This window comes from Halobacillus sp. Nhm2S1, assembly GCF_019599545.1.
Classification (GTDB): domain Bacteria; phylum Bacillota; class Bacilli; order Bacillales; family Halobacillaceae; genus Halobacillus.
Genome location: NZ_JAIEZV010000001.1, coordinates 572,065 through 597,999, shown reverse-complemented (window position 1 = coordinate 597,999; position 25,935 = coordinate 572,065). Strand labels below are relative to the sequence as shown.

Sequence of the window (25,935 nt, the reverse complement as noted above, 5' to 3'; positions counted from 1 at the left end):
GGCGATATTTTCGCCTCTTTTCCTTCATTGGAGGAATGGAAATGATGAAGCCGAAACGGTTGAAACAGGGGGATACGGTGGGGGTTATAGCTCCTGCAAGTCCGCCGGATCTTAAGAACCTGGACAAAGGCCTTTCTTTTCTGGAAAGCTTAGGCTTGAACGTGAAACTAGGAGCTCATGTAAAGAAAAAGCACGGGTATCTAGCAGGAAATGATAAAGAAAGAATGGAAGACTTCCATCAGATGTTTCAAGACTCGGAAGTTGCCGCTATCTTTTGTGCTGGTGGGGGATACGGAACAGGAAGGATTCTTTCGACCATTGATTATGCAACAGTGAAAGCAAACCCTAAAATTTTTTTGGGGTATAGTGATATCACAAGTTTACATACGGCGATTCGTCAGGAAACAGGACTGGTCACTTTTCACGGGCCTATGCTTTGTTCGGATGTTGGAAAAGAAGATTTTGATGAGGAATCAAAAAAAATGTTCCAGCAGCTTTTCCAACCTGAGGTGATCCATTACGATGAAAGTCTATCTCCACTAGAAGTTATTGGAGAAGGAGAAGCATCAGGGGAAGTGGTAGGCGGAAATCTTTCTTTGCTTGTAAATACCATGGGTACCCCTTACGAGATTGATACAAAAGGCAAATTACTGTTCATGGAAGATGTCGGAGAGCAGCCCTACCGTTTGGATTCCTTTTTTAATCAATTGAAACTTGCAGGCAAACTGGAAGATGCGGCGGGGATCATCCTTGGAGACTTTAGTGGAACGGAAACAGAGAATACAAAAGAAACCTTGTCTTTGGCACAGGTTTATGAAGACTACTTTTCTCGTTTGAATAAACCGGTATTAGCCGGGTTTAAGATTGGTCACTGCCTGCCCCATTACAGTATTCCGTTTGGAACAGACGCGGTGTTATCCAGTCACAAGAAGGCCTTGATGATCCAGCCAGGCGTCTATTAAGAAAGGTGGAGGAACATGAGAATTCAGTCGATTGAAACGTATCCGGTGGCGATTCCCTTACATACTCCGTTCAAAACGGCATTACGCACCGTGACTGTCGCTGAGTCCATTTACGTAAAAGTGGTTGGTGACGATGGGACCGCAGGGTGGGGAGAAGCCCCGCCGACGGTCGTGATTACCGGAGAGAGTTTAACGAGTATCGATCATACGATAAATAAAATCATCACTCCTGTTCTGCTGGGAAAGGACATCACTTATAGAGAGGACCTTTTTGAAAAGCTCAACAGCTGCTGCATTGGGAATACAAGCGCTAAAGCGGCTGTGGATATCGCTATACACGACCTTCTAGGTAAAGTCTATCAACTTCCTCTCTATCAGTTGCTAGGAGGAGCGAAGTGCGAGTTGGAAACCGATTATACGGTCAGTGTAAATGAGCCGGAAGAAATGGCGGAAGATGCGGCTCGCTATGTCAGCCAGGGGTTTAAAATCTTAAAGGTGAAAGTAGGAAAAGATACCATTCAAAAAGATATCGAACGGATTCAGACCATCCATGAGCAGGTAGGTGAAGGGGTGCGGATCAGGCTGGATGCGAATCAAGGGTGGTCGCCGAAAGAGGCCATCTATGCCATCCGCAAAATGGAAGACCATAACCTTCCCATTGAATTAGTGGAACAGCCTGTCCATGCCAAAAATATAGAAGGGATGAAGCAAGTAACCGAACATACGTACACACCGATCATGGCTGATGAGAGTGTTTTTAGTCCAACAGACGCAAGGCGGATCCTGGAGACAAGGAGCGCCGATTTGATCAATATCAAACTGATGAAATCCGGTGGTATTCATCAAGCTATGAAAATCAACCATCTGGCAGAAGCGTATGGAGTGGAATGCATGGTTGGCAGCATGATTGAGACAAAACTCGGAATTACGGCAGCCGCGCATTTTGCAGCAAGTCAGAACAATGTTACAAGGGTCGACTTTGATGCCCCATTGATGCTTACCGAAGACCCGATTGAGGGCGGGATCCAGTATGAAAAAGCGCTGCTTACGTTTCCGGAAGGCTCCGGGATGGGGCTTGCAAACGTAAAGACCGAACAGATTGTAAATATATAAAACACGTCTTTTCAAGGAGGTCCATGATGACACAAACGAAAGAAAACAAAGAAAAGAGAGTGGTGCGTGTCCCTGTAGCTACTCTTTGGACAGCCCCTGATTCTCCAAGAGCAGTGGATCAAACTTCACTTACAGCCTCACCTTCTATGAGAGACTGGCTGAAAGTTTTGAATGACGATCAAAAGCGCGGGCTGTGTGATGAGAACCTTGTTCAATCCCAACTTCTATTAGGTGAAGAGGTGTGGGTAGAGGAGTGGGTGGATGACTGGGCAAAAGTCGTGGTTCCCTCACAGCCTTCCAAAAAAGATAAGCGGGGCTACCCTGGTTATATTCCGGGAAGTCAGCTGGTCGAAATAAGGGAAGACGAATGGAAGGCAAACAAACAGGCGGTTGTCCATAAGAAGCAAGCATGGCTCTACAATGGTGCAGAAGAACCGCTTATGGAAGTCAGTTATTTAACTTCCCTTCCTGTCCTCGAGGAAAAAGATAGATTTGTAAAAGTTCTTTCTCCGGATGGGGCTGCGTATTTTGTTTCCGAAGACGTCGCGGTACAAACGAAAGAGGAAACGACGGCTAAAGGTAACGGGGAAGATCTCATCCGCTCAGGAGAAGCCTTCGTCGGGCTTCCCTATTTTTGGGGAGGGATGAGTGCTTTTGGATACGACTGCTCAGGCTTTGCCTACAACATGCATAAAGCCTTCCACTACGAAATCCCAAGAGACGCGACAGATCAGGCGAAGAGTGGAAAGGATGTCCCCTTGGATGATCTTCAAGTGGGGGACCTGCTGTTCTTTGCTTATGAGGAAGGAAAAGGGAGCATTCATCACGTCGGATTTTACTATGGTGACAACAAGATGCTTCATTCACCGAATGTTGGGAAGAGCATTGAAATCATTGATCTGGAAGGAACCGTCTACGAAAAAGAATTATGTGTGGCAAGAAGATATTGGAGCGAGATGGAGGAGACCTCATGAGCCTGCATAAAACACTTGAAGTGAAAGATCTTAAAAAGCATTTTAAGATGGGGAAAGGGAAATCATTGAAAGCGGTCGATGGTGTCAGTTTTGACTTGTACAAAGGAGAGACGCTTGGACTTGTCGGAGAATCCGGCTGCGGAAAGTCGACGACAGGGCGCACAATCATGAACCTCTACGAAAAAACTAGTGGAGAAGTCCTTTTTGAAGGACGAAGTGTTCAAGACCGTACACCGAAAGAACAATTTCGTTTAAAGCGCCAAATGCAAATGATTTTCCAAGACCCTTATGCATCACTGAACCCACGTTCTACCGTATCCGAAATCATACTCGAACCTATGGAGATCCACGGTCTCTTTCCTTCGAATAAGGAAAGGATGGAACGTGTCTACGAGCTGCTTGAAGAAGTGGGTTTAAATCGGGATCATGCCAACCGCTACCCTCATGAATTCAGTGGAGGACAGCGTCAGCGGATTGGGATTGCGAGGGCGCTTGCACTCGACCCGGAGATCATTATCGCAGATGAGCCAATTTCTGCCTTGGATGTATCTGTCCAGGCGCAAGTGGTTAACTTACTGGAGCGGCTTCAAGAAGAAAAAGGGCTGACGTATTTGTTTATTGCCCATGACCTTTCTATGGTGCAGCACATCTCGGATCGGATTGGTGTCATGTATCTCGGTCACTTAGTCGAGTTAACCAGCAGTGACCGGCTTTATGATACTCCTCTACATCCTTATACCCAAGCCCTGCTTTCAGCCATTCCTATTCCGGATCCAGATATCGAAGATCAACGGGAACAAGTCATAATCGAAGGGGAAATCCCAAGCCCGATCGATCCTCCTAGTGGCTGTGTATTCCGGACGCGCTGTCCTTTTGCGATGGATGTGTGCAGCGAGCAGTCTCCTGTGTGGCAGGAAGTGGAAAAGGGCCATAGAGTCGCTTGTCACTTGTATGATGATTCAGTGGTCGATCCTTCCGAAAGAAAGAAGAGAACGGAACAAATGAAAGTAAATATTCGTTAATACTGAAAGCATGCCTTTACACGAGGCATGCTTTTTATTAATGAAGCGATAGGAATCGAAAATCCTCACCGTCGATGCAAAGGATGTCGTGTTTTCATTTGAATACCCCGTGTGGTAACATGGTGGAATGAAAACAAAAAGGTAGCAGGTGATGAAAATGAAACCATCCATAAAGATAGGAGTAAGGGAAAATATCCTTTCATTTTCCCTCCTCGTCCTCGTGAACTTCTTTGTTGGCTCCATGGTTGGCTTGGAACGCACGATCTTGCCGACCATTGGAGAAGAAGTTTATGGAATAGCTTCTACGAGTGCCGCGCTGTCTTTTATCGTCAGCTTCGGTTTTTCAAAAGCGGTGATGAACTTTTTCGCGGGAAGCATGGCGGACCGGTGGGGGAGAAAGCGCGTGCTATTAGGTGGCTGGGCCATCGGTCTTATCGCCCCTCTGCTCGTCATTTTTGCAGAGGCGTGGTGGGTGATCGTTGTCGCTAACCTATTTCTTGGAATCAATCAGGCCCTGACATGGTCGATGACGGTTAATATGAAGGTGGACCTCGCGAAGCCTGAACAAAGAGGTTTGGCTGTCGGGTTCAATGAATTTGCTGGATACATCGGTGTAGCCGTTATGGCTGCTGTTTCCGGTTACGTGGCTTCTCAATACTCCCTTGTACCAGAACCTTTTTACATCGGCATTGTTCTCGTCATCCTAGGGTTCTTCTTATCCTGTTTTGCTGAAGATACGAACAAGCATGTACAAAGCCAGGTGAAAAAGACGGGTTCGACAGTCGCTTCATCAACCAAAGAGGTCTTCAAGCAAACGACATGGAAAAATAAAAATTTAGCGAGCGGTAGTCTGGCTGGTCTCACGACGAACTTAAAAGATGGAATGGCGTGGGGACTGTTTCCTATTTTCTTGAGTGCTGGGGGTCTGAGTGTCGGTCAAGTAGGGACAGTTGTCGCGCTCTACCCGGCGGCCTGGGGATTCTTTCAATTGTTCACAGGGATATGGAGTGACAAAATCGGCAGGAAGAAATTGATCGTTTCAGGAATGCTGCTTCAAGGCCTTTCCCTATGGTTTATTCTCCTTGCCCAAACGTATCCCATGTGGCTGACCGGTGCTTTTTTCTTGGGAATTGGTACAGCGATGGTCTACCCTACCATCCTTGCCTCGATCAGTGATGTCGCCAGACCGGAATGGAGAGCGACTTCCTTGGGCGTCTATCGTTTTTGGCGCGACAGCGGATATGCGTTCGGCGCCATTCTTGCCGGTGTCTTTGCGGATCTTTTTTCCGTACCCTGGGCGATCGGGATCGTTGGAGCACTTCCGATTTTGTCTGGTATGCTTTCGCTCTTCAGAATGGATGAAACCTTAACAGACGAGGACTAAAAAAGAGGAAAACATAGCTGTGCGGCTATGTTTTCCTCTTTTTATTTCTTACGGTCGTGCAGACGATCTTCTTCTTCCGTCTCAAGCATGCCGTAATCGCCGTTCATCGCCTGTTCATCCTGGTCGACTCCAAGGTCATTGGTCACAGGATTCATCGGGCGCTTTTCTTCTTTTTGCGGTTTGTTGCGTTTGTTCTTCTCCATTCCGGACACCTCCCTTTTTTAGCTTGGCTGAAAAGGGAAGGAGTATGCAGGAGGCTATTCGATTTGGACAAGTTTTCCTAAAATCTCATTCGCAACATTCTGTCCACTCAACACGACCATCGGAGACCCGCCGCCCGGGTGCGTACTTCCCCCACAAAACCAGAGCCCGTCAAGATCCTGGGATTTGTTGAACGGCCTCATAAACGCTTGGGACCTGCGGTTGGAAGAAGGACCATACAAAGATCCACGGTAGGCACCAAAATGTCTTTCGATGTCCGCGGGATCCCATACTTTTTCGACCTGGATATGATCTTTAATGGGAACCCCGGCATCCTGGAGTCGATCATAAATATGGTTTTTGTACGCCTGCTTATCGTAACCGCCTTTTTGTTGGAGGGCGGGTGCGTTGACGAGGATAAAACAGTTATCTCCTTGAGAAGAGACGGAATAATCCGATTTGGAAGAAGTACAAATGTAAATCGTCGGATCATCCGCGTAATAGCCGTTTCTTAAAACGTTGAATTCTTTTTTATAATCGCTTGAGAAAAATAAATGATGATGCTTCAACCGACGGATTTTTGTATCAAGTCCGGCCATGATGACAAAGGCTGAGATGGAAGGATCGTAGCCATTTAATTTCCGGTTGGTCATCGTGCGTCTCGCTTCTGGATCAATCAATTCAGGAACAGCCTGGAGGAGATCGCCGTTCATGATCACATGGTCTGCTTCAAATTGGTCGCCATCATCCGTCTCTACACCTGTCACTTTTTGATTTTCGTGAAGGATACGGGTAACCTTTGTTCCGCTGTATAACCTTACCCCTACGTTTTCTGCAGCTTTGACGAACCGGTCCGCAATCCTCGTATTGCCACCGCGGACAAAATAGACCCCATCATTCCACTCGAGATGAGCGATCATACTGAACGTGGCGGGTGCCTGATAAGGGTTGGAACCAATGTATGTGGAATAGCGGTTCAAAGCCTGGATGATCTTCGGATTTGAAAAATAACGCCTGAAAAAGTGATCCATCGATTCGAGAGGACGCACTTTCGTCATGCTTTTGGCGAGGGAGGGGGAAAGGTAGTCGCTCCACCCATTGAAAGTCCTGTGCAGAAAATGTTTTTGGGACAGGTGGTATAAGCGTTCAATTTCAATTAGGAAATCTTCATACATCACGTGCCCCTTAGGATCCAAGCGTTGTAGCTGCTGTTTCATATACCTTTGATCTGTGGAAAAATCAAACGTCGTCCCGTCGTGAAATTCATTTCTCGTATGTGTGACGATTTTCGCAAAAGGAAGCTCCTCCCGTGGATCGAGTCCTCCTTGTCTGAGCACGTCCTGAAACACTTCAGGCATCGTGATGGTATTGGGACCAAAATCAAAGTGAAATCCACCTTCATCGACGCTCATCATTTTTCCACCAAAGTGATCATTCTTTTCGAACAGTCTTACATCAGCTCCGTGCTTGGCGAGGGTGACGGCAGCGGATAAGCCGCCAAGGCCTCCCCCGATGATGGCCACTTTCATTGATAGAACCTCCCTTTCCACTGGTATTTTTCTCCTCGTTTATGAACGAACATCGACGCCATCATGATTGCGATCAACAACACGACTGCGACGGGCAGAAGGAAGGATAGCCATAACGGATGTCCGGTCCGGGCGTCCACATACATCTTGAACGCAACTGTTAAAAGATACGGAAGAAATAAGGCATAATTTCCGCTGACAAGTCCTACGACTGCAAAGACAGCGGGGGCTAAGAAAACGACAGCATAGAACAAGGTCAAAAACACCACCATGCCCGCCGATCGACCAATCCCTGTGTACACATTCTTCTTAAAGCCTTCCCATGTCTCTTTTCCAGAATCGTACATGTAGGAAAGCACGGATTCCGTAATGTTTGCAAGGATCATTTTGTATCCGTGCTTTTTTACTTCTCTCGCAATATGTACGTCTTCCACAAGAGAGCCTTTTACGGATGCATGTCCGCCGATCGCTTCGTAGACGTTCTTTTCAATCATGATGAAAATTCCGCAGGCAGCTGTGAACATCGGCTTCGTTGTCCGGTTAGCGACGAAAAGGGGGAGGTGCAGCAGGACAACCATATGCTGTAGCGGAACGAGCATATGACTGAGAAAATTGGCATTGGGATAATTGGGAAACCCACTCAACATGCCTGCCTTCTTCTGCTGCATCCTAGCAAGGGTTTGTTGAATGACACCAGGTGCGACCCGGGCATCGGCATCAAGGAATAAAAAATACTCTCCGGTAGCCGCTTGCGCGAGCTGGTGACAGGCATGAACTTTTCCGTTCCAGCCTTCGGGGAGCTCTTTTCCCTGAATGACAGTAAGACGTTCATCACCTGCGACCTGTTCGTTGAGCCTATCGAAGGTGCCATCTTCGGAATGATCATCAAGCAGGATGATTTCCAAATCGGGATAAGTAAGCGAACGTAACGACCGGATCAATCCTTCTACATTGTCCACTTCATTTCTCAGTGGGACGAGTAATGAAACAGATGGCTTTGCTTCAAGCTCCTGTTGCGCTGATAAAGGGTACAGGAAGAGGCTGTTGAAAATGGTCCACACATTCAGAACGATGGTGATGATCAAAAGAATGAAAAATACCAACGACATCTTGATTCCTCCTTTCCACTATAATTTTTTAAAGGAATGAAGGTTTTCCTGGATGATGTCTTCTCGTAATTCATCCAGCTGTTCGGTGACCTTCTTCTCAAAATACCGGGTCATTTCTTTTCTAGGGAGTGATACGTATTCCTGTTTGGGGAGAGCTTCTCCCAGTCGTATGTACGCATTCGGCTTTCTTGTATGCTCAAGCGCATAGTACAAGGAAACGGGAACGATTTTAATGTCCCGACACTTCTGGGTGAGGTAACTGATGCCTGAAAAAAATTCAAGCGGTCTTTTCTCAAGAGGCTGTTCATTCCCTTGAGGAAAGATCCACACTGTTTTGCCCTGCTCAAGCAGACGCTTGCTGTATTTTAATGATTCCATCAAATGGCGGCGGTCCTCACCGCTCACTGAGTAGGCACCGATCCTCCGGAAAAAAGGAAAACGGCGGATCCCTTCTTCGTGCATCATGCCGTAACCGTCTGATTGAACAAGGCGATCGTTGATATAAAAGATAACGAGCGGATCCCACCATGTCGAATGATTGATAAGAAACAGTGTCTTCTCATCAGGTATCGACTCAGGGGTCTGAATCCGGATGTCATTGAAATGATAGTTTAAAAATAAACGATTGAAGCGGGTGAATCCCCAATCGATCCAAGGTGTTTTACGTGCGGGTTGAAACATTTGATCTCCTCCAAAAGTACAGACCATACCATAAGAGTGTAAGAGCACTTACGAACACAATCGCTCCATACAACCGGCCGGTGAATGCGATACAGAGAAAAAGGAAAATAATCAGGCCGAACGTCAGAACCATCCTTCCCGGCCAAGGGTGAACGTCTCTACCTTCCAAGTCCCGATGGATAAACAGAAAAATCAGGTGAAAGAAGGCAGCCAATACAAACCAGCCAAAGAAGTTGGAAAACGGAATATCGTAATAGAAGCCGGGATCTTCCCAAATCCAATATTCCTTCACTTTGAAAGAAACCGGGTCGAGAATAAGGTCCATGGTCACCGCTGCAAGCGCACCTGAGAGAACAAAAATGAACCGGCTGGCCCAAAGACTCCATCCCTTCGATAACACCCGGGCCAGTTCATGAGAACAGCCGATAATCAACAGCCACGCAAATCCAATCGTAATCGGTGTATCGGCAATCTTTAGTCCGAAGTTTTCCGTATAATGATAGGCTCCGAATAAGAAATTGTATTTTACTCCCAAATGTTCCACATAGATACTGACAACAATGATGATCAGGCTGTAGATGATTCCGCGCCAAACGCCGTACATCTTCATAAAATAGATCCCTGCCACGACCCCTGCAGTAATCAAGAAAACGCTGTTCGCCCATTCCAGCCAGGGGGGAAGCAAGTCAAACGTCACTAAAAAAACTCCACATATGTACCAGAAAATAAAAAATCGGAAAATATAAGTAGCCATAGAGCACCTCTCTCATTTTACGGTCCTCAAAAGAGTTATGTATAAAATCATCATACCTCATCCGGAAGTAAAATAAACGAAAAAAGCCCTATGCGCAATCCATAGGGCTCGGGTGTATTATTGATGAGCAAGTCTTCCTCTTCTCATGTGAAGTTTGGTGCCTTGTTTTTTGAGTGTTGGCAAGACCCAGCGATCTAATCCATAGCGCCCGGCATTGGCACCGGCAACAAGGATAAAGATGGTGAGCAGAACCATCTGCGGGTTCGTGCTGACTGTTCCACTGAATAAGAAAGCGAAGTTCATGAGAATGCCTCCGAAAGCGGCTACGTTCGTGAATAATCCTAAGATAAGTGCAAGGCCTGCAAGAACTTCTCCCCACATAACGATGAAAGCGAAAAACTCATGATTCGGAAGGGCGAATTGTTCAAGGAATGCGGCCCACCATCCCTGGACAGCCGGGTGTGCGCCTTCTGCCTTCGCAATCGCTCCATTCAGAAAACCACTTACTTCAAACCCGCCTGTCATTTTTCCGATGCCAGCGGTCAACCAGGCATACCCCAGGTAAACACGAAAGACGGTAAGGATCATCGCAACCACCTTGTTGTTTCGTAACATTTCATTCAACATGGAACTCACTCCTCATAATAGTTTGTTCACCATTTCACATGATGTTTTGTAAGAAAATCTCTTTCTTACAATTCAAGTATAGTCCCAGAAGGAAAGGATATCCATATTTTGTTCAGTAATTCACAATCTGTTCAATGTTTTATGGCGGAATTGTGAAATCGCGTGTGTTTACGTTTTCTATCCAGGGTATGATAAAAATATCAGAGGAATAAAAACAAGCAAAGCAAACGCTTTAAATATTTGCTATGATAGAGAAGAAAGAGGGGTGGAACAAGAATGGAAATGATTATGTTTTTTGTCAGTATTATTGTAATGTTGGGCCTCATAGGGTTAACGATTTTTGATAATGGTTGATACTTAATGAAAAAAAGCGTCAGGGGAAGGAATCCCATCAAGGTTCCTTCCCCTGACGCTTTTTTTATCTCCTTTCTTTATAAGCCCCATATTTCCTCTTCTGCCATCCACCATACGGGCTGATACATAGATGAGAAGCAAAGAAAAGAATAATAAGAGTACAACCGACACTTTTTCCTCTTCTCCTTCGATTATAGAAGTGAGAGGAGGTGAAGCAGATGGCCGTAAATACTTTGAAAGTAGACAGTCGCTTGCAGCTAGTCTTTTCAACAGGAACGGATGAAGACGGAAACATGATTCTTAAGCGTAAGTCATTCAACAACATCAAGACGGAGGCAACAGATGAACAACTGCATGAAGTGTCGATCGCTCTATCCCCGTTACAGCAGCATATCCTTGTCGATATCGCCCGTGATGACCGCTCAGTTTTGACTGAATCTTAATCTAGAGGAGGAGGGAAATCAATGAAAAAGCTGGAGCTTAAATTTCTGAATGAAGAAGGAAAAACAGTCACCATCAGCCTGGACGACCCGGTAGAGCCTGTCGATCCTGTACAGGTGAGTGCGGCGATGGACGCCATCCTTGTTCAAGGCTGCTTCTATTCTAATGGGGGAGACCTTGTTGAGAAGAAAGAAGCCCGCATCGTCGAACGCAACGTTTTTGATATCACATTCTAAAAATGAAAGAGCCGCTAACCATAAGTAGCGGCTCTTTTTATCAGAATCAATCATTATAATTATTAAATGTTATGTCAGTCTTGTGAAAGACTGAATTTCGAGATATTTGTGACCGCTTAGTGTCTCGAAACCACTTTTCCAAATAAGCAGCCATCCAGATTGATGGGGCTGTTGGAATAAACTCCTACGTACAGGTGTTTAAATCCTAAAAGCTTAAATAGCGCGCTTTATGCTTCTAATAGTAGATAGTGGAAGACAATTCAACTCGATAATAGGGGGCGAGATTCCGCAGGACGCAGTCCGAGGAAGCTCGGCGCTCCCCACAGGAAAGCAAGTAGCTTCCCAGCCACCCCTGAAGCTCAAAACAGCAACGAACCACGGAAACATCTAGAAACGGAGTCTTTCAAAACTGGCCATATATAAAAAGAGAAGAGGTGGATGTATGGGGATTGATGCTTGGATTTCGATTTTGGCGGATGTTGGTTTCCCTGTAGCGGTAACGTTTTACCTGCTGCACCGCGTGGAAGGGAAGCTTGATCAACTGATTGAAACACTTCATCAAATGCCGGAAAAAATCGCCACGACTAAATGAATGACATTGGAGATGAAAAAAACGACCCGCCTGATCAAGGGTCGTTTTTGAGTTTATTTCGTAAGTCCCCATTCATTGAATGGGTAAATGATCAACTCTGTACGTCCGATAATTTCTTCCTCTTCAACAAAACCAAGCCCATTCCGGCTGTCCTTACTGATGGAACGGTTGTCTCCCATGACGAAGTATTTCCCTTTTGGAACTTCGATGGGTCCGAAATCTCGCGTTGCGGAGGCTGCCTCTTCCGTCAAGTACTCCTGGGTCTGCTCCTCACCGTTCACATACAGCTCGTGATTACGGATTTCCACCGTGTCGCCCGGCTGGCCGATGACTCGTTTCACATAACTTTTTACTGGTCTCTCAATGATGACAATATCCCCGCGTTCGGGTTCATCTACATAATATATAATCTTATTGAACATGACACGTTCACCATTTTTGAGTGTCGGGTCCATGCTGGCCCCTTCAACAATCGAGGTGGCAAAGAAAAAGGTTCGTAATATAAATGCGAGTGTAATGGCAACAGCAATGGCCTTCAACCATTCCAACCATTCTTTTTTTGATTGCTCAGACAAACTCATCTTCCTTTCTAGATGAACATAGAATATCTCATCCTTAATTTTACCATATCGCAACGGAAAGAAAAGATGCTAAGGAATGCTTTTACGAAATTGTAAACTCCCGTTACTGATTTCTTTCGTTTTATCAACCTCTGTCGAAATATAAGAACCTTTCCCGATTGCCTTTACAATTAAAAAGAAAATTGAGATAATTCTTCTCGTGCAAGAACTGGATGCGAACACACATTCTTTTCATTTCTGCAAAAATGTTGTACAATAAGAAGGAAAATTAAGTCAGGAGGTAGTCGATGGTGCAAGTGGCCGACAAAGATCCTCGTATTGCTGAATTAGAGTATTTGCGGAATAAAATGACAAAAGTGGCATTTGAAAAAGGGTTGTCAAGCCCCGAGTCTGTCAAGATCAGTCAACAACTCGATGCCCTTTTGAATGAAGTACAAAAAAACAATCCAAATTAAAAAGAACTCATGGGAATGGCATCCATGAGTTCTTTTCATGTCCGGAAAAAAGAATCCAGCCCATCGTCAAACCATGTCTGGATTTCCAGGCCAAGCTTAAACCTCTTTTGAAATTAAGTCCTGCAGGCGCTGAAGTCCTTTTTCCAATGTATCCTTACTGTATGCATACGACAGGCGCATATAGCCTTTGCCATATTCTGAAAAAGCATCTCCCGGAACAAGCGCGACCCCTGCCTCTTCGACGAGCTGCACCGCACGATCGAACGTCGTTTTGCCGTTCAGCGGAAAGTTCAAGAAAATGTAAAAAGCTCCTTCAGGCTTAGCAAATGGTATGTCCATTTGCTTCAGACGCTTGACCACGAACGCTCTTCTTTCTTGATAAGCATCACGCATCGCTTCGGCTTCTTGTTTGCCGTTTGTCAGAGCTTCGAGGGCCGCGTGCTGACTGATTGAAGTCGCGCAGGAAACGTTGTACTGATGGACTTTCAATAGGTGGCGGCTCAGCCAGGATGGAGCGAGCAGGTAGCCGATCCTCCATCCGGTCATGCTATGGGATTTCGAAACCCCATTGATGACGATGACCTGGTCACGTACATCAGAAAAGCTCGCGATTGATACGTGCGGCCGATCATATACAAGTTCACTGTAGATTTCATCGGCCAATAAGAAGAGTTGATGCTCTTTGATCACATCTGCAATTCCGCGCAGCTCTTCTTCCGTCAATGAAACGCCCGTCGGGTTGGAAGGGTAGGGTAAAATAACAGCTTTCGTGTTGGGGCTGATTTTTTGTTTGATCATTTCTCCTGTTAACTTGAATTCATGCTTGCTTGTATCAATGAACACAGGCGTCCCCCCCGCTAACCGGATCAGCGGCTCATATCCAGGATAAACGGGACCTGGCAACAGGACTTCATCTCCCGGCTGGATAATGGTTCGAAGCGTAATATCAAGAGCCTGAGAAGCACCGATCGTGACGATGATTTCTTCTTCTGCATTATAATCAAGGCCATACGCATTTTTAACGTGTTGCTGGATGGCTTTTCTAAGGGGCAGCATCCCTGCGTTATGCGTGTAACTCGTCTGATTATCTTTGATGGCCTGGATTCCAGCTTCCTTCACTTGCGGTGGGGTAGGAAAATCAGGCTGGCCGATGGTCAATGAAATGACGTCGTCATAATGGGAGACCATGTTAAAAAAACGACGGATGCCAGAGATTTCAATTTGTTTCACTTTTGGGTTGATGAAGTGTTCCATAGCAAAGTCTCCTTCTTTACATAAAGTTAACAAAATGTTCAAACAATTAACATCTGGAATTTGTTGAATTTTGTTATAATTTAGAATAAGCCTATGAAAGGAGTTGTAGAATGAGAAGCCACAAACGAATTTCCTTTGAAGACTTAGTGGATCGTAACAAGCGACAATTGTTAAACGATCAGGAAGCAATCGAAAAAATCGAACGTCAAATAGATGAAAAACATACAAGAAAAAACGATTCCGATGCTTATGTAAACTGATGATATCACACCAAAAAGCAACCGCATAGAAGGGGTTGCTTTTTTACTTTTCTAAGAGAACATGGCAAAATATAGATAAACGAACCAAATGTGAAAAGGAAGGTGTTTAATCCCATGGATGATGTCGGTTTAGTTCTTGAAGGTGGCGGGATGAGAGGCGCCTATACCGCGGGCGTGCTTGATTTCTTTCTCGATGAAGACATTCACATCCCTTATGTGGTCGGAGCATCAGCGGGAGCATGCAATGGCAGCTCATATGTTGCGAGACAGCGGGGAAGGAACTACGAAGTGATTGTTGAGTACGGGGCGCATCCAGAATACATATCGTACAAGCGGATGATTACAAAACGGCAGTTGTTTGGAATGGATTTCATATTTGATAAGCTTCCCAATCAGCTTGTTCCGTTCGATTATGACACGTTCCTTCAGCAAAAAACGCGTTTTGTCGTGGGGACTACAGATATGAATACGGGAGAACCGGTCTTTTACGACCGCTTCCCCGACAGGGAAAGTCTATTGAAAGTGATACGCGCTTCGAGCTCTTTGCCGATGGTCGCCCCAAGTATTCAGTATGAGGGTCGTGAGTTGATGGATGGGGGAATTGCCGACCCTATACCGATGCAGGCTTCTGAGCGGGATGGGAACAAAAAACATGTGGTCGTGCTCACACGTAACGATGGCTACATCAAAGGTAAAATGAAAGCCGGCTGGTACTTCAACCGCAAGTACAAGAAGTTTCCACTTTTCGCGAAAGCCTTGCTTGAACGACACGTTCGTTATAATCAGCAATTGCAAAAAGTGAAAGAAGCGGAACAAAACGGCGATGCGTTCGTCATCCGTCCTTTAAAGCCTTTGAAAGTGAGCAGAATCGAAAGGAATCGCGACCGTCTGCACGACCTGTATGCTCAAGGATATGAAGAAGCGGAGGCCCACGCAATTAGACTGGAACGTTTTTTGCAGGTGGGAGGATGATGATCTCCTAGGTTGAACGGAAAGTGGGGAGAATGGTGGCCGGCATGATTGCTGTTATATTCATGGCTTTTACCATCATCTTTTCTTTTCCATGGCTTCCTTGGTATGGGCACAACGGGCATTGCCGCCTACGCCTTTTAAAAGAAACGGAGGAGAATAAATGGACAGAGCTGCTGAATTCTGTGAGAATATGACGACCGCATTAGAAAAACATAGAGATGAAGACCAACGAATTCCTATGGAGAATTACATGAAGAATCATTTTCCTTTTTTCGGAATTAAGGCCCCTGATCGGAAACGCATCCTCGCACCTTTGCTGAAAGAATACAAAGATATCACGGAAGACGAGCGCCTGGAAGCGGCGGTGCTGCTTTTTGAAAAGTCGGAGAGAGAATGTCACTACGCTGCTCTCGCTTTTCTTGAAAAAGGCATCAAAAAAGCTCCAGAACACAGCATTGATACATACAAACAATTGCTTATGACGAAACCGTGGTGGGACACGGTCGATATGATCGCATCTACGTTGTGCGGCGGATATTTTCTTCAGTACGAAGACAAGCTGCGCCCCTGCACAGAAGAGTGGAGAGAGTCCGATCACCTATGGGTCAGACGTTCGAGTGTTCTGCATCAGCTGAAATATAAAGAAAAAACAGATGCGCCCCTCCTTTTCGAAACGATAGATGCCCTCAAGCATGAAAAAGAATTTTTTATTGAAAAAGCCATCGGATGGGCCCTTCGCGAATACAGCAAAACCGATCCGCGTGCAGTTGTGGATTTTCTGGAGAGGGAGGAAGTCCGTCCGTTGAGCCGCCGGGAAGGGTTAAAGTGGCTGAAAAGCAAACATCCACAGCTTTTAAAGGTATGAAGTTTATTCCTTACTCTCCTTGTTCATAATGGTAAAAAAAGAACAAGGAGCGGTAGAAGATGAATATTATGGATTGGTTCGATCCTTCGTTTTTAGATGAGACCATAAGCTGGCTTGATCACGATCTATTGGATGTTTTCGGGCTGAAGCCTGAGTATGTTCAATTCTCACTCGTCTTTCTTTTCATGCTCTCCCTCATGTGGGTCGTCAAACCAATCATCGAATGGATGATGCTGAATCATTGGAAGACCTTATCAAGTTATGTCACAAGCACTCTTCTAGCCCTGGTATTTCTTCAGCTTGTCGATCGTTATGCTATGTCGGATACGACCTCAACACTGCCCGCTTCCTACTGGTCTGTCTGCCTTCTTGCCATCAGCAGCTTCGGTGTGGTGTATGTAACCATAAGATGGATGCGTAAGCTCTACACTCGCTTATCGAAAAGAAGCAAAAGAAAAGCGGCCTGATTTGAAACCTTCTCTTTTCTAAATCGTAGAATAAGTTAGAAACGGGAATAGAGGAGGAACACCATGGAAATCGGCATCTTATTTCTAACTTTCCTGATCTTCGGAATCGGGTTGTTGGTATTGAATATCATCACGAGTGTATGGGCGTATCGGGATTCTGTCCGCAAAGGCAGAAGTACAGCCTACAGTCTCGTCGTCCTTATCGGTACATTATTCTTCCCCCTAGTCGGGCTGATTGTATATCTCATTATAAGAAACGATTAAAAAAAGAGCGGGTCTCCCGCTCTTTTTTTATGCCCTTCGTTTTTAAAGCAGGATTCTTTAAGAATCGATTTCCAGATGTTTTTGAGTGGACGGGGCGGAGAGGAATGACTCGAGACTTCTTTTGATTTCCTAAAGAAATGAAAGACTTGTTCTAGTATTCGAGGGCAACGGCTTTACATTTAACGGCTGATAGACGATATAAAAAGTGGATTCTATCAAAGGAAGGACGATGCTTCATGAAGCAGGATCAAGGCATTTTACTCGAAAGTGGAACGAATGAATTAGAAATCGTTGAGTTTGGGATCGGCCATAACCGTTTCGGAATCAACGTTATAAAAGTAAAAGAAATTCTGAACCCTCAACGTGTAACAAAAATCCCCCATTCCCATAAATCGGTGGAAGGGATCATCGAAATCCGGGGGGAAGTCGTCCCTGTCGTGGATGTAGCCCATGCTCTAGGGTTTTCACCTTCAGAAAACCCGAAGCAGGATAAGTTTATTCTGGCAGAGTTTAATAAGACCAAAATCGTCTTCCACGTACATACCGTGACACAGATTCACCGGATCTCCTGGGAACAAATTGAGAAGCCGAATAAGATGTACCAGGGACTTGAAACGCAAATCACCGGAGTCATCAAAATGGATAACGACATGCTGCTTCTGCTTGATTTTGAAAAAGTCGTGGCGGATATTAATCCTGAATCCAGTATTAACGCTGAGCAGCTGCGTGAACTTGGCCAAAGGGACCGCTCACAAAAGAAAATCCTGATCGCTGAAGATTCCGGCATGCTTCGGGCTATGCTTCAGGAAACGTTGAGTGAAGCAGGTTATGAACATACGATTTCCTTTGAGGATGGAAAAGAAGCCTTCGAACATTTGGAAGATTTATTGGAAGAAGGGAAAACGATCCAAGAGGAATATCAGTTGATTATCACTGATATTGAAATGCCGCGAATGGACGGCCACCACTTTACTCGTTTAATAAAGGATCATAGCGATTTGAGTAAACTCCCTGTTGTCATCTTCTCCTCACTGATCACGGACGACCTTCGTCATAAAGGAGAAATCGTAGGAGCCGATGCTCAAGTTTCCAAACCGGAAATCGTCGAACTCGTAAAAATCATCGATCATCACATCCTCTGAAAAAGCAGGTGCTCTTAATGAATGTCTGTTCTTTTTATAAAGGAAATGGCAGGATTGTTGGAGATTCAGTTTCGAGATTTTTGTTGAGTGGGCGGGGGCTGCGGGGAATAGCTCGCTTTCCGGGGAGCGCGATGAGCCTCCTCAGGCTGATGCCTTGCGGGGTCTCACCTAGCACTCTTTTCCCGCAGGAGTCTCACCATTCCCCTCCGCCCCTTTTTATCAGTGTCTCGAAACCATTTCCTGAATAATCAGCTATTCAGCTTGTTGGGGGTGAACGTAAAAAACGCCCATGCCTAAGTATTTGACCCATGAAATCTTGAGACAGAGCATTTTATGCTTTTCATTAGAGAAACCGGAAGATTCCCACCCACCCCTGACTCACAATATAGCAAGCAAACCAATCATTGTGGGAGGGGTCTTTTCTCTAGCCTGGTGTTATAAGCATAGAACGCTCTATAACAAGCTTTCCGCATACGGCATAGCTTTCATAAAAGGAGATTCTTTTCCAGTTAACATGTGTATAAAAGAAGCTTAATCCGAAAGTGGTTTCGAGAGACTTATTAGGTAATGGGGGGGAGGGGAACGGTGAGACTCCTATGGGACGTGTGGGATAGGTGAGGCCCCACAGGACGAAGTCCGAGGAGGCTCACCGCCCCGCCCCATGGAAAGCGAACCTTTTCCCGGAGCCCCAAAACTCACACAAACATCTAGAAACTGAGTCTGCCACAATAGGGAGCTTTTGTGGCCTATTATTGAATACCAGGTATAAAAAAGAAGGAATAAAAAAATCCGCTCCGTGGCGGATTTTTTTATTCCTTCTTTAATCGTTCGAACAATTCATCGTGCCAGTCATAGGCATGCTTGGACAACGTTTCCGGTCCAGCTTTTGTCGGTGATGACTCCACGACGATATTTTTGTGATGATCGGAAAGGTGTTCGTAGGAAGCACGCATTTCGGTTGTGTATTCCATATACTTCTTTAAATGATATAAAAAATCTTCGACTTCACTTACTGGCATTCTATCATCCTCCTCTACCTGTCCATTCCTTATTTAATAAGAAATGAAACCTCGAAAAGGGTTACGGGCGCTTTCTTCGGCGCTGGTTCCAAGGGCTGCCTGTCGGCTGGCCGAGCATACTCGGTTGAGAACTCGTCTGGAAAGAATACGCAGGCTTTTTCGGCTGCTGCCAATCCAAGTAATGATAAAGCGTTCGTTTGGCTCTCGACAGTGATAATTTGGGTTTCGGGTTCCGGTAGGACTGGTCGACTTTTCCTAAATGCTCCAATTCTTGAAAGTCTTTTTTTGTCGCAGGAACATGGAAATAGTAACCACCAATTTCGATGAGGAGGGTCGAGTGCTGCTGGCTGAATTTCGGATGGTCGGAGAAATGGAGTCCGACCTTTTTGGCGCGGTTTTCATTTAGGAGTTTGTCAATCGTATGCTTCTTAATGTCATACAGATGCCTCGGTTCTGGTGCTGTTTTGGCATGCCGGTTGACGATGAATAGAGATTCGGCTAATTCGCGGTTGGATATTTGATTGTCTTTCATCTATGATCTCCTTTCCATCCAAGTATAGCTCTCTTTTTGTCTATTTACAACATTTTACAATATTAGGATTCTTTTTTATATTTTTTTAGATCTTCGACGATTTTCTCTACTGATTCAGCTTTCGTCCCACTGTAAGTTTCTGCAATGTTTCCGTCAGGATCGACGAGGAAAAAACTCGTTCCGTGAGCGACCTGGTCCGAATCTTCCATTTTCTTGACGGGCGATTGGAATGATTTGATGGACCATTCTTTCACTTCCTGAAAAGAATAACCTGTAAGGAAGTCCCACTGCTCATAATTCGGCTGATAATTATCGGCAAAAGAAAGTAATTTTTCCTCCGTGTCGTTCGCAGGGTCTACACTGACCGAGACAAGTTGAACGTCTAAATTTTCCTGTTCTAATTGTGTCTGCAGCCGGGCCATATTCCCTGTCATCGGAGGACAGACGGTTTCGCAGTTGGTGAAAATGAAATCCGCTACCCAGTAATCTCCCACGTAGGCTTGTGGCACAGCGATCTCTTTTCCATGTTGATTGATAGCTGATAATTCTCCGACATCCTTTGACCCGCAGGCCGCTGTGATGGATACGAGAATGATGATGCTGATCCAAAATCTTAGTTTCATGAGATCCTCCAACTTTCTAAATTGTCTTTAGTGTATCACTCCAAAAGCAAAAGGCCAGGCTTGTTTTTTATCTGTCACAAAACTGTAAGAGTTCCCTTTGGTTTATGGGGTTGATTTTAATTGGAACACCGAGAATTCAGGACGGCACAAGAATCGGTAAGGCAGTCTTGTCGTACCGATGCCACGGCTCACATATAGATTGAAGCCGTTCACTAATGGATAGTGTCCTTCGACGAAATGCTCAGCAAACGGAGGTGTGACAAGGTAACCAAAAAAAGGGACCTGCACCTGCCCGCCATGGCTGTGCCCGGACAATTGGACATCCACGGGGTAATGCTGATATTCAAGCGCTACATCAGGCTCATGAACCATTAGTAAGGTAAAAGAATCCTCGGGGGCATTTTCGAGTGTCTGTTCTAAATCAGGTTGGCCGAGCATGATGTCATCGACACCAGCAAGTGTGAAGGAGGCGGATCCATTTTCAATGAGAGTATGCTCATTTTGTAAAAGTTTAAAATTACTTTGTTCCATGACATCACGGATTTTTTCCGTTCCATAACCGCCATGATCATGATTTCCATAGATCCAATACTTCCCTTGCTTGGCTTCCAACCGTTTCAGTATTCGGATCAGACGGGGTGGAAACGAGTAGGTGTGTGGTTCGTCCACAAGATCTCCCGTAAACAATATGAGGTCTGCTTCTTCTTCATTGATCTTTTCAACGAGACGCTCCAAATCATCCAATTCATAATGAAAGCCAACGTGGGTGTCAGAAAACTGGAGGACTTTGAAATTATGAAAATGCGGGGGAATCTTCCCATGTACAATATCGTGACGGCGGATGGCGAGCATATTCGGTTCCATGTAACGCGCATACGTATATCCGAACGCATTGAGGCCGATCAAGGCGGCGGCACTTGCTAATGTACGTTTGATGAAGGTTCTTCTGGTTATTTTCATGACGTCTCTCCTCTGAATTCTTCCGCCATTATAACATGGGTGGAAGAAAGATTACGTCGAATTTTTATACTTTCTTTTGAAAATGAACAGGTATTCAGTTTGTTCTTGTTGAATTACTTAAGTAGTCAAGAAGAGGAGGTATGTACATATGGAAAATCAAGTCGTCATCGTTACAGGTGGTTCCAGTGGAATGGGGCTGCATATGGCAAAAAGGTTTGTAGAAGAAGGAGCGAAGGTCGCGATTACCGGTCGGAATGTGGAAAGGCTGGAAGAAGCGAAAAAGCAGATTGCAGCAGGAAAAGAAGATCATGTCCTAACGGTTCAAATGGACGTCCGTGAAGTCGAAGATACCGAGCGAATGGTGAAAGAAACCGTGGAGGCCTTCGGAAGAATCGATCATCTCGTCAATAATGCCGCTGGTAATTTCATTGCACCTGCGGAAGAGTTGTCTCCAAACGGATGGAATTCTGTCATCAACATTGTCTTGAATGGAACATTTTATTGCAGCCAGGCGGTCGGTAAGTATTGGATTGAAAATGAGATCAAAGGATCGATTTTGAATATCGTCGCTACCTACGCGTGGAATGCAGGCGCAGGCGTCATCCATTCCGCTTCTGCGAAGTCAGGAGTGCTCACGATGACACGTACACTCGCCGTCGAATGGGGAACGAAATACGGCATTCGTGCTAATGCCATCGCTCCTGGACCGATCGAACGTACCGGTGGTGCGGAGAAATTGTTTCAATCGGAAAAAGCGGCCCAGCGTACCCTTGCATCCGTCCCCCTTGGCCGCCTAGGGAAACCGGAGGAAATCGCAGGTTTGGCGAAATTCATTCTATCTGAAGAAGCCTCTTATATGAATGGAGAAGTTGTCACCCTTGATGGTGGTCAGTGGCTGAACAAATTTCCTTTTTAAAAAGGGGAGAGTGTATGGAAAAGAAATGCTTCTTTTGTAAAAAGACGTACAACTTAGACCGTTCAGATCCGCAATATATGAAAATCAGTAAAAATCCTAAAGCGTCCTATGTATGTAAATCTTGTAATCAGTCGATGCAAAAAGATGCGCAGACAAGCACCGGACTCCATCCGGATATGATTGATTCACACGATAAGTTTTTGAGATAGAACGACTTGGCATTTTGAATTGGGTTCCTGCCACAGGCTTCATAGTCAGAAGAATGCATCTGGGCAGGAACCCATTTTATATGAAACTCCCACATTTAACTTCATCTTTTGTTCACTTCATTTGCAGCACGTATCGCAGACTCGATCGCACCTTCTACCCATCCATGGAACGTGGAGGTATGTTCACCGGCGAAATGGATCCCTCCTTCTGGTGTATAAAGACGGTCGGCAAAATCAGTCGCTTGGTTTGGAGCAAATAAAGTAAAACATCCGGCTGAGAATTCATTTTGACTCCAACTGTAAGATGCACCTTTCGTAAATTCTTCGTACACTCTCTTACCATAAACTTTTGATAAGCCATAAAGAGCCTCATTGATTCTTTCTCTCTCAGGCAAACTGTTCCACAAATTGGCATTCGCTCCCCAGCTATAGCTTCCAAGCATCACCTGACGTCCTGGGCTGGGGGAGTAAGTGTACCTTAAAGGAATATCTGTTAAGACATTCCCAATTTTCAACTCCTCCCAAAACCTTGATTTGAATTCAAGTCCGATTTTCACTGATGAAACGTAGGACAACTCTTTGATTGCTTTCCACTTCTCAAAAGAGATGGAATCATAGGGAATGATATCAATGAACTGCATGACGGAATACGGGACGGTGACAATCACATAATCTCCTTTGAAATTTTCGTATTCATACGTGTGCCGGTTAATGGCGACGACTCTGACTCCATCTTCTTCCTGAAAGATTTGCTGTACTTTCCTTTTGTATAAGATGTGGGGACTTAATTCAGGAAGGAAAGCTTTAGGCAGTAAATCATTTCCTCCCGTGATTTCATAGAATTTGAGGTCTGGATTAAACACGGTCCGGACAATATCCAACAAGATATCGACAAAGGACAGTTCAGGAAAACCTTCAATTCCTAACAACACTTTGACTTTTCTTATCGCACCCTCAGATAAGGAAACCCCTAAAGGGTTATATCTCAGAAATCCTTCAAATGAATAACGGTCAAACTTTCTTCTTAAGCGCTCTTGTTCAGTGGGGGAGGCATTCTCATACAAGTCCAAGTAGGGTTGAACAGCAAGGGAAAGCAATTCTTTTGCCGTTTTCCCTTGTTCTTCGGGAGCCAATGGGAATTTAAGAACGTTGGGGTTTTGGTTGTACGTGGTAGTTGTGCTCTGGACGCCATTGACGTAATAGAGGTCATTCTCGTTATTGAATTCATTGATGGGCAAATCGAATTTGCGAATGTAGGAAAAGGTCAGCTCATGGATATTCGGGAAGCGCATAGCCCCGACATCCAGATACTGCCCTTCTGAAAAAGGTTCTCTTAATGTGTAGATTCTTCCACCGACCCGATCATTGCCTTCGATGATCTTTACCGTATGTCCCGCTTGTTTCAATAGGGAAGCAGAAACCAATCCGGCCATGCCGGCCCCGATGATGACCACTTTTTTCGGTGGGCCATCCAGAGCAGGCAATCCATCTTGAATAATGGAAAGCATGTCTTTGGGGTAACTTAGTTCTCCGTAACTGTGAATATCTACTCGCATGTTCATCTCAACCTCCCCCTCATCGTATATCTTACGATGGGGGAAGTAAGGAAATTCCAGGATTGTAGAATCTCTTAAGGACTTGCAGGGGGAGCGGAGAGAGTGGAAGATATGGGGTTACTCCCCTTTTTTATAGGATGTAAAAAACTCAAATACTATGCATTCATAAAAAAGAGTGGACGTGTCTCTTTGCCTGGTGGGAATTACCTCTATAGTCACTGTGGGCCTTGCTGTTAAGATGATTTATAGAATGGAGTATTCTTACATAGAAAGCAGGGGTAGGATGTTTCCGGAGGCAGACAGTGTGGCTCAAGTGAATTTTTATACCTTCATTGCCACAATGGTTTATCTATTTTGTATCTCGGCATTAGTCTTTCATATCTTTTATAAGATCGCGATCATCTCCCCTCACAAAGGCATGAAAAACTTCTTCTTATTTTTAATGAGTTTATTGCTGAGAATACCTTTCAAGCCTGTTGAGGATGTGGGACACACGAGAATATCGTTCGGGATCATTTGGAGAGAAATAAGGAAAGACGTGTGGATCGTTTTCTTCGTTACTCTTTGGTATGTTACAGGTCTTTATTTTGCTGACACACAAATAGAAGATTTCAAAGGTCCATAAAAGATCAAAAGCTTTCCAACCCCGTCGCCTACATATTCAGAAAAATTGTATAGGTGATCGTTTCGATGGGCTTGGGTTTCTGAACAAAAAACGGCTGAGGAAAATTTTCCTCAGCCGTTTTTACTCTTATTACATTTCTTCTTTAATTCCTTTCCTCACCAATACCCAGTTGGCAGGATAACTGGTAAGGAAGCCTAAGATCATTGCAATCTGCATCATGAACCAATACGTCGCCTCGTTCGGCTTCGGCGGCTCCTGGAAAAGGACGAAGTGCACGATGGCCATCCATCCGAACATCCCGACTTCAAAAGCGATCAACGATAAAGAGTCGGCTTTGATCGCGGCCCATACGGCTCCTTTTTTACCAAGGTCTTCATTCATTGGAAAAATGGCATAAAACTGAAAAAGGATGCCGAATAAGTAAGCCAGGATAAATTCAACGGTGTAGTGGGCAAATAATGTGGACCCGGCAATGGTCAGGCCTGTTAAAGCGACAATCGGTACACCAACAGCATCACCAAGGGTGCATCCTGCTGAACAGTGACTTGTGGAAACAAACACTTTCGCAGGTCGGCCACGATGATCCTCTTTTTCATTATCCTTACTCTTTAAACGTCCCCATCTGAAATAGGTCCATAAGGCAACCGGCCCCATAAACCATCCATTGATGGGCCAGACGACATTCATGATTTTCATCATTTGAGGGTGCCTTAGAACATCGATGGTAATAATAAGGGAACATAAAAGACCAATCGCAAGAGCGATTACAGAAATCGTCGACAACAAAACAATCACCTCTATACATTTAAAGTTTAAATATCTATACCCTAAGGTAGTAAATTGATAAACACCAAAAAAATTTAGGATTACCAAGGTGAAACAATTGACTATAATACCTATACCGGGTATATACTATTCATTAAGGAGGCGGTGGCATGACAGAGGATCATCTTCCGGAAGATAGCGGCAAACAACCAGCTAAACCGAGGACTCAGGATGAGAAGCTTGCAGTATTAAACCGTTTGAAACGAATCGAAGGTCAAGTCCGTGGGATTCAGAAAATGGTGGAAGACGATCGGTATTGTGTAGACATTCTTGTTCAAATTTCTGCAATCAATAATGCTTTGAATAAAGTTGGATATAACCTGTTGGAGCGTCACACGCATCATTGCGTCAAAGATGCCATACAAAAAGGGAACGGGGACGAAGCAATTGATGAATTGATGAAAGTCGTCCAGCAATTCTCCAAGTAAGGA

At 45.0% G+C, this 25,935-nt stretch carries 33 protein-coding genes; 19 read left to right on the top strand and 14 right to left on the bottom strand.

Translation table 11 applies throughout. The features are described 5' to 3' along the window. The first annotated feature begins 41 nt into the window (after positions 1-41). From K2225_RS03055 to K2225_RS03035, 5 genes are all read left to right on the top strand, one after another. Entirely contained in the window at positions 42-962 is a 921-nt protein-coding gene (locus tag K2225_RS03055; RefSeq protein ID WP_220583415.1) for a S66 peptidase family protein, read from the top strand. 15 nt (positions 963-977) lie between these two features. Then, on the top strand, positions 978-2,075 hold the full coding sequence (locus tag K2225_RS03050) for a dipeptide epimerase (RefSeq protein ID WP_220583414.1): 1,098 nt from the start codon (positions 978-980) through the stop codon (positions 2,073-2,075). A gap of 26 nt (positions 2,076-2,101) precedes the next feature. After that, positions 2,102-3,049 (top strand): C40 family peptidase, encoded by a 948-nt coding sequence (locus K2225_RS03045; RefSeq protein ID WP_255574138.1) that lies wholly within the window; start codon positions 2,102-2,104, stop codon positions 3,047-3,049. Further along, positions 3,046-4,071, top strand: a complete 1,026-nt coding sequence (locus K2225_RS03040) for an ABC transporter ATP-binding protein (protein ID WP_220583412.1) — start codon at positions 3,046-3,048, stop codon at positions 4,069-4,071. The genes K2225_RS03045 and K2225_RS03040 overlap by 4 nt, the downstream gene beginning before the upstream one ends. A gap of 157 nt (positions 4,072-4,228) precedes the next feature. Further along, on the top strand, positions 4,229-5,455 hold the full coding sequence (locus K2225_RS03035) for an MFS transporter (protein ID WP_220583411.1): 1,227 nt from the start codon (positions 4,229-4,231) through the stop codon (positions 5,453-5,455). A gap of 41 nt (positions 5,456-5,496) precedes the next feature. Here the strand turns inward: K2225_RS03035 and K2225_RS03030 are convergent, their stop codons facing one another. The 6 genes from K2225_RS03030 to K2225_RS03005 form a co-directional block, all read right to left on the bottom strand. Next, entirely contained in the window at positions 5,497-5,658 is a 162-nt protein-coding gene (locus K2225_RS03030; RefSeq protein ID WP_220583410.1) for a DUF4021 domain-containing protein, read from the bottom strand. Positions 5,659-5,712: 54 nt separating this feature from the next. Beyond that, positions 5,713-7,185, bottom strand: coding sequence for a phytoene desaturase family protein (locus K2225_RS03025; protein WP_220583409.1), 1,473 nt, complete (start codon positions 7,183-7,185; stop codon positions 5,713-5,715). After that, on the bottom strand, positions 7,182-8,294 hold the full coding sequence (locus K2225_RS03020; protein WP_220583408.1) for a glycosyltransferase family 2 protein: 1,113 nt from the start codon (positions 8,292-8,294) through the stop codon (positions 7,182-7,184). Before K2225_RS03020 ends, K2225_RS03025 begins: the two co-directional genes overlap by 4 nt. Before the next feature lie 18 nt (positions 8,295-8,312). Then, the gene (locus K2225_RS03015; protein WP_220583407.1) at positions 8,313-8,975 is read right to left on the bottom strand and encodes a lysophospholipid acyltransferase family protein; all 663 of its coding nucleotides are present in this window, start codon (positions 8,973-8,975) and stop codon (positions 8,313-8,315) included. After that, a complete protein-coding gene (locus K2225_RS03010; RefSeq protein WP_220583406.1) occupies positions 8,956-9,729 on the bottom strand; it encodes a carotenoid biosynthesis protein in 774 nt (257 codons plus the stop codon). Before K2225_RS03010 ends, K2225_RS03015 begins: the two co-directional genes overlap by 20 nt. A gap of 117 nt (positions 9,730-9,846) precedes the next feature. Next, positions 9,847-10,356: a DoxX family membrane protein gene (locus tag K2225_RS03005; RefSeq protein WP_220583405.1), complete on the bottom strand. Its 510-nt coding sequence runs from the start codon at positions 10,354-10,356 to the stop codon at positions 9,847-9,849. Between the two features lie 572 nt (positions 10,357-10,928). Between K2225_RS03005 and K2225_RS03000 the strand changes: the two genes are divergently transcribed. From K2225_RS03000 to K2225_RS02990, 3 genes are all read left to right on the top strand, one after another. Further along, positions 10,929-11,153: a DUF1659 domain-containing protein gene (locus K2225_RS03000; protein WP_146813276.1), complete on the top strand. Its 225-nt coding sequence runs from the start codon at positions 10,929-10,931 to the stop codon at positions 11,151-11,153. A 21-nt stretch (positions 11,154-11,174) separates the two neighbouring features. Then, positions 11,175-11,387 carry a DUF2922 domain-containing protein gene (locus K2225_RS02995; RefSeq protein WP_146813274.1) on the top strand — a complete coding sequence of 71 codons (213 nt, stop codon included), beginning with the start codon at positions 11,175-11,177 and terminating at the stop codon, positions 11,385-11,387. A 448-nt stretch (positions 11,388-11,835) separates the two neighbouring features. Next, entirely contained in the window at positions 11,836-11,979 is a 144-nt protein-coding gene (locus tag K2225_RS02990) for a YvrJ family protein (RefSeq protein ID WP_220583995.1), read from the top strand. A gap of 53 nt (positions 11,980-12,032) precedes the next feature. Here the strand turns inward: K2225_RS02990 and lepB are convergent, their stop codons facing one another. Continuing rightward, a complete protein-coding gene (gene lepB / locus K2225_RS02985) occupies positions 12,033-12,554 on the bottom strand; it encodes a signal peptidase I (protein WP_220583404.1) in 522 nt (173 codons plus the stop codon). Between the two features lie 293 nt (positions 12,555-12,847). Here lepB and K2225_RS02980 point away from each other — a divergent pair, with 293 nt between their 5' ends. Then, on the top strand, positions 12,848-13,015 hold the full coding sequence (locus K2225_RS02980) for an aspartyl-phosphate phosphatase Spo0E family protein (RefSeq protein ID WP_220583403.1): 168 nt from the start codon (positions 12,848-12,850) through the stop codon (positions 13,013-13,015). A 96-nt stretch (positions 13,016-13,111) separates the two neighbouring features. Here K2225_RS02980 and K2225_RS02975 read toward each other — a convergent pair whose 3' ends face one another. Next, positions 13,112-14,269, bottom strand: coding sequence for an aminotransferase A (locus K2225_RS02975; RefSeq protein WP_220583402.1), 1,158 nt, complete (start codon positions 14,267-14,269; stop codon positions 13,112-13,114). A gap of 110 nt (positions 14,270-14,379) precedes the next feature. Here K2225_RS02975 and K2225_RS02970 point away from each other — a divergent pair, with 110 nt between their 5' ends. The 6 genes from K2225_RS02970 (at position 14,380) to K2225_RS02945 (ending at position 18,239) form a co-directional block, all read left to right on the top strand. Beyond that, positions 14,380-14,529 carry an FbpB family small basic protein gene (locus K2225_RS02970; protein WP_089654755.1) on the top strand — a complete coding sequence of 50 codons (150 nt, stop codon included), beginning with the start codon at positions 14,380-14,382 and terminating at the stop codon, positions 14,527-14,529. 114 nt (positions 14,530-14,643) lie between these two features. Then, positions 14,644-15,501, top strand: coding sequence for a patatin-like phospholipase family protein (locus K2225_RS02965; RefSeq protein ID WP_220583401.1), 858 nt, complete (start codon positions 14,644-14,646; stop codon positions 15,499-15,501). A gap of 160 nt (positions 15,502-15,661) precedes the next feature. Further along, entirely contained in the window at positions 15,662-16,366 is a 705-nt protein-coding gene (locus K2225_RS02960; RefSeq protein ID WP_220583400.1) for a DNA alkylation repair protein, read from the top strand. 59 nt (positions 16,367-16,425) lie between these two features. Then, entirely contained in the window at positions 16,426-16,833 is a 408-nt protein-coding gene (locus tag K2225_RS02955; RefSeq protein WP_220583399.1) for an alkaline phosphatase family protein, read from the top strand. A gap of 63 nt (positions 16,834-16,896) precedes the next feature. Next, the gene (locus K2225_RS02950) at positions 16,897-17,097 is read left to right on the top strand and encodes a PLDc N-terminal domain-containing protein (protein ID WP_220583398.1); all 201 of its coding nucleotides are present in this window, start codon (positions 16,897-16,899) and stop codon (positions 17,095-17,097) included. Positions 17,098-17,333: 236 nt separating this feature from the next. Further along, complete coding sequence (locus tag K2225_RS02945; protein WP_220583397.1) at positions 17,334-18,239, top strand: chemotaxis protein; 906 nt, start codon at positions 17,334-17,336, stop codon at positions 18,237-18,239. Positions 18,240-19,048: 809 nt separating this feature from the next. Here K2225_RS02945 and K2225_RS02940 read toward each other — a convergent pair. The 4 genes from K2225_RS02940 to K2225_RS02925 form a co-directional block, all read right to left on the bottom strand. Further along, a complete protein-coding gene (locus K2225_RS02940; RefSeq protein ID WP_146813253.1) occupies positions 19,049-19,258 on the bottom strand; it encodes a hypothetical protein in 210 nt (69 codons plus the stop codon). A 61-nt stretch (positions 19,259-19,319) separates the two neighbouring features. Continuing rightward, on the bottom strand, positions 19,320-19,790 hold the full coding sequence (locus tag K2225_RS02935) for a YkyB family protein (protein WP_220583396.1): 471 nt from the start codon (positions 19,788-19,790) through the stop codon (positions 19,320-19,322). Positions 19,791-19,852: 62 nt separating this feature from the next. Beyond that, a complete protein-coding gene (locus K2225_RS02930; protein ID WP_220583395.1) occupies positions 19,853-20,413 on the bottom strand; it encodes an SCO family protein in 561 nt (186 codons plus the stop codon). Positions 20,414-20,515: 102 nt separating this feature from the next. Further along, entirely contained in the window at positions 20,516-21,373 is an 858-nt protein-coding gene (locus K2225_RS02925) for a metallophosphoesterase (RefSeq protein ID WP_220583394.1), read from the bottom strand. 148 nt (positions 21,374-21,521) lie between these two features. Between K2225_RS02925 and fadH the strand changes: the two genes are divergently transcribed. Together fadH and K2225_RS02915 are read left to right on the top strand one after the other, a co-directional pair. Beyond that, positions 21,522-22,289, top strand: a complete 768-nt coding sequence (fadH, locus tag K2225_RS02920) for a 2,4-dienoyl-CoA reductase (protein ID WP_220583393.1) — start codon at positions 21,522-21,524, stop codon at positions 22,287-22,289. A 14-nt stretch (positions 22,290-22,303) separates the two neighbouring features. Continuing rightward, the gene (locus tag K2225_RS02915; RefSeq protein ID WP_220583392.1) at positions 22,304-22,498 is read left to right on the top strand and encodes a DUF2197 domain-containing protein; all 195 of its coding nucleotides are present in this window, start codon (positions 22,304-22,306) and stop codon (positions 22,496-22,498) included. Between the two features lie 101 nt (positions 22,499-22,599). On the opposite strand, the gene K2225_RS02910 is transcribed toward K2225_RS02915, so the two are convergent. Further along, entirely contained in the window at positions 22,600-24,060 is a 1,461-nt protein-coding gene (locus tag K2225_RS02910) for a flavin monoamine oxidase family protein (RefSeq protein ID WP_255574136.1), read from the bottom strand. 298 nt (positions 24,061-24,358) lie between these two features. Here K2225_RS02910 and K2225_RS02905 point away from each other — a divergent pair, with 298 nt between their 5' ends. Continuing rightward, positions 24,359-24,679 carry a hypothetical protein gene (locus tag K2225_RS02905; protein ID WP_220583391.1) on the top strand — a complete coding sequence of 107 codons (321 nt, stop codon included), beginning with the start codon at positions 24,359-24,361 and terminating at the stop codon, positions 24,677-24,679. Between the two features lie 129 nt (positions 24,680-24,808). Here the strand turns inward: K2225_RS02905 and K2225_RS02900 are convergent, their stop codons facing one another. Next, positions 24,809-25,462, bottom strand: a complete 654-nt coding sequence (locus K2225_RS02900; protein WP_255574135.1) for a DUF4396 domain-containing protein — start codon at positions 25,460-25,462, stop codon at positions 24,809-24,811. Between the two features lie 152 nt (positions 25,463-25,614). Between K2225_RS02900 and K2225_RS02895 the strand changes: the two genes are divergently transcribed. Further along, positions 25,615-25,932, top strand: coding sequence for a metal-sensing transcriptional repressor (locus tag K2225_RS02895; protein WP_220583389.1), 318 nt, complete (start codon positions 25,615-25,617; stop codon positions 25,930-25,932). The last annotated feature ends 3 nt before the right edge of the window (positions 25,933-25,935 follow it).

Bases quoted from the DNA above. Each gene is read 5' to 3' on its own strand.
- K2225_RS03030 (WP_220583410.1), bottom strand. From the start codon at position 5,658: ATGGAGAAGAACAAACGCAACAAACCGCAAAAAGAAGAAAAGCGCCCG.
- K2225_RS02950 (WP_220583398.1), top strand. From the start codon at position 16,897: ATGGAAATCGGCATCTTATTTCTAACTTTCCTGATCTTCGGAATCGGG.
- K2225_RS03005 (WP_220583405.1), bottom strand. From the start codon at position 10,356: ATGTTGAATGAAATGTTACGAAACAACAAGGTGGTTGCGATGATCCTT.
- K2225_RS03035 (WP_220583411.1), top strand. From the start codon at position 4,229: ATGAAACCATCCATAAAGATAGGAGTAAGGGAAAATATCCTTTCATTT.
- K2225_RS03025 (WP_220583409.1), bottom strand. From the start codon at position 7,185: ATGAAAGTGGCCATCATCGGGGGAGGCCTTGGCGGCTTATCCGCTGCC.
- K2225_RS03040 (WP_220583412.1), top strand. From the start codon at position 3,046: ATGAGCCTGCATAAAACACTTGAAGTGAAAGATCTTAAAAAGCATTTT.
- fadH (WP_220583393.1), top strand. From the start codon at position 21,522: ATGGAAAATCAAGTCGTCATCGTTACAGGTGGTTCCAGTGGAATGGGG.
- K2225_RS02925 (WP_220583394.1), bottom strand. From the start codon at position 21,373: ATGAAAATAACCAGAAGAACCTTCATCAAACGTACATTAGCAAGTGCC.
- K2225_RS02980 (WP_220583403.1), top strand. From the start codon at position 12,848: ATGGTGCAAGTGGCCGACAAAGATCCTCGTATTGCTGAATTAGAGTAT.
- K2225_RS02895 (WP_220583389.1), top strand. From the start codon at position 25,615: ATGACAGAGGATCATCTTCCGGAAGATAGCGGCAAACAACCAGCTAAA.
- K2225_RS03045 (WP_255574138.1), top strand. From the start codon at position 2,102: ATGACACAAACGAAAGAAAACAAAGAAAAGAGAGTGGTGCGTGTCCCT.
- K2225_RS02930 (WP_220583395.1), bottom strand. From the start codon at position 20,413: ATGAAACTAAGATTTTGGATCAGCATCATCATTCTCGTATCCATCACA.
- K2225_RS02960 (WP_220583400.1), top strand. From the start codon at position 15,662: ATGGACAGAGCTGCTGAATTCTGTGAGAATATGACGACCGCATTAGAA.
- K2225_RS03050 (WP_220583414.1), top strand. From the start codon at position 978: ATGAGAATTCAGTCGATTGAAACGTATCCGGTGGCGATTCCCTTACAT.
- K2225_RS02915 (WP_220583392.1), top strand. From the start codon at position 22,304: ATGGAAAAGAAATGCTTCTTTTGTAAAAAGACGTACAACTTAGACCGT.
- K2225_RS02935 (WP_220583396.1), bottom strand. From the start codon at position 19,790: ATGAAAGACAATCAAATATCCAACCGCGAATTAGCCGAATCTCTATTC.
- K2225_RS03010 (WP_220583406.1), bottom strand. From the start codon at position 9,729: ATGGCTACTTATATTTTCCGATTTTTTATTTTCTGGTACATATGTGGA.
- K2225_RS03020 (WP_220583408.1), bottom strand. From the start codon at position 8,294: ATGTCGTTGGTATTTTTCATTCTTTTGATCATCACCATCGTTCTGAAT.
- K2225_RS03000 (WP_146813276.1), top strand. From the start codon at position 10,929: ATGGCCGTAAATACTTTGAAAGTAGACAGTCGCTTGCAGCTAGTCTTT.
- K2225_RS02910 (WP_255574136.1), bottom strand. From the start codon at position 24,060: ATGAACATGCGAGTAGATATTCACAGTTACGGAGAACTAAGTTACCCC.
- K2225_RS03015 (WP_220583407.1), bottom strand. From the start codon at position 8,975: ATGTTTCAACCCGCACGTAAAACACCTTGGATCGATTGGGGATTCACC.
- K2225_RS02945 (WP_220583397.1), top strand. From the start codon at position 17,334: ATGAAGCAGGATCAAGGCATTTTACTCGAAAGTGGAACGAATGAATTA.
- K2225_RS02975 (WP_220583402.1), bottom strand. From the start codon at position 14,269: ATGGAACACTTCATCAACCCAAAAGTGAAACAAATTGAAATCTCTGGC.
- K2225_RS02940 (WP_146813253.1), bottom strand. From the start codon at position 19,258: ATGCCAGTAAGTGAAGTCGAAGATTTTTTATATCATTTAAAGAAGTAT.
- K2225_RS03055 (WP_220583415.1), top strand. From the start codon at position 42: ATGATGAAGCCGAAACGGTTGAAACAGGGGGATACGGTGGGGGTTATA.
- K2225_RS02955 (WP_220583399.1), top strand. From the start codon at position 16,426: ATGAATATTATGGATTGGTTCGATCCTTCGTTTTTAGATGAGACCATA.
- K2225_RS02965 (WP_220583401.1), top strand. From the start codon at position 14,644: ATGGATGATGTCGGTTTAGTTCTTGAAGGTGGCGGGATGAGAGGCGCC.
- K2225_RS02970 (WP_089654755.1), top strand. From the start codon at position 14,380: ATGAGAAGCCACAAACGAATTTCCTTTGAAGACTTAGTGGATCGTAAC.
- K2225_RS02995 (WP_146813274.1), top strand. From the start codon at position 11,175: ATGAAAAAGCTGGAGCTTAAATTTCTGAATGAAGAAGGAAAAACAGTC.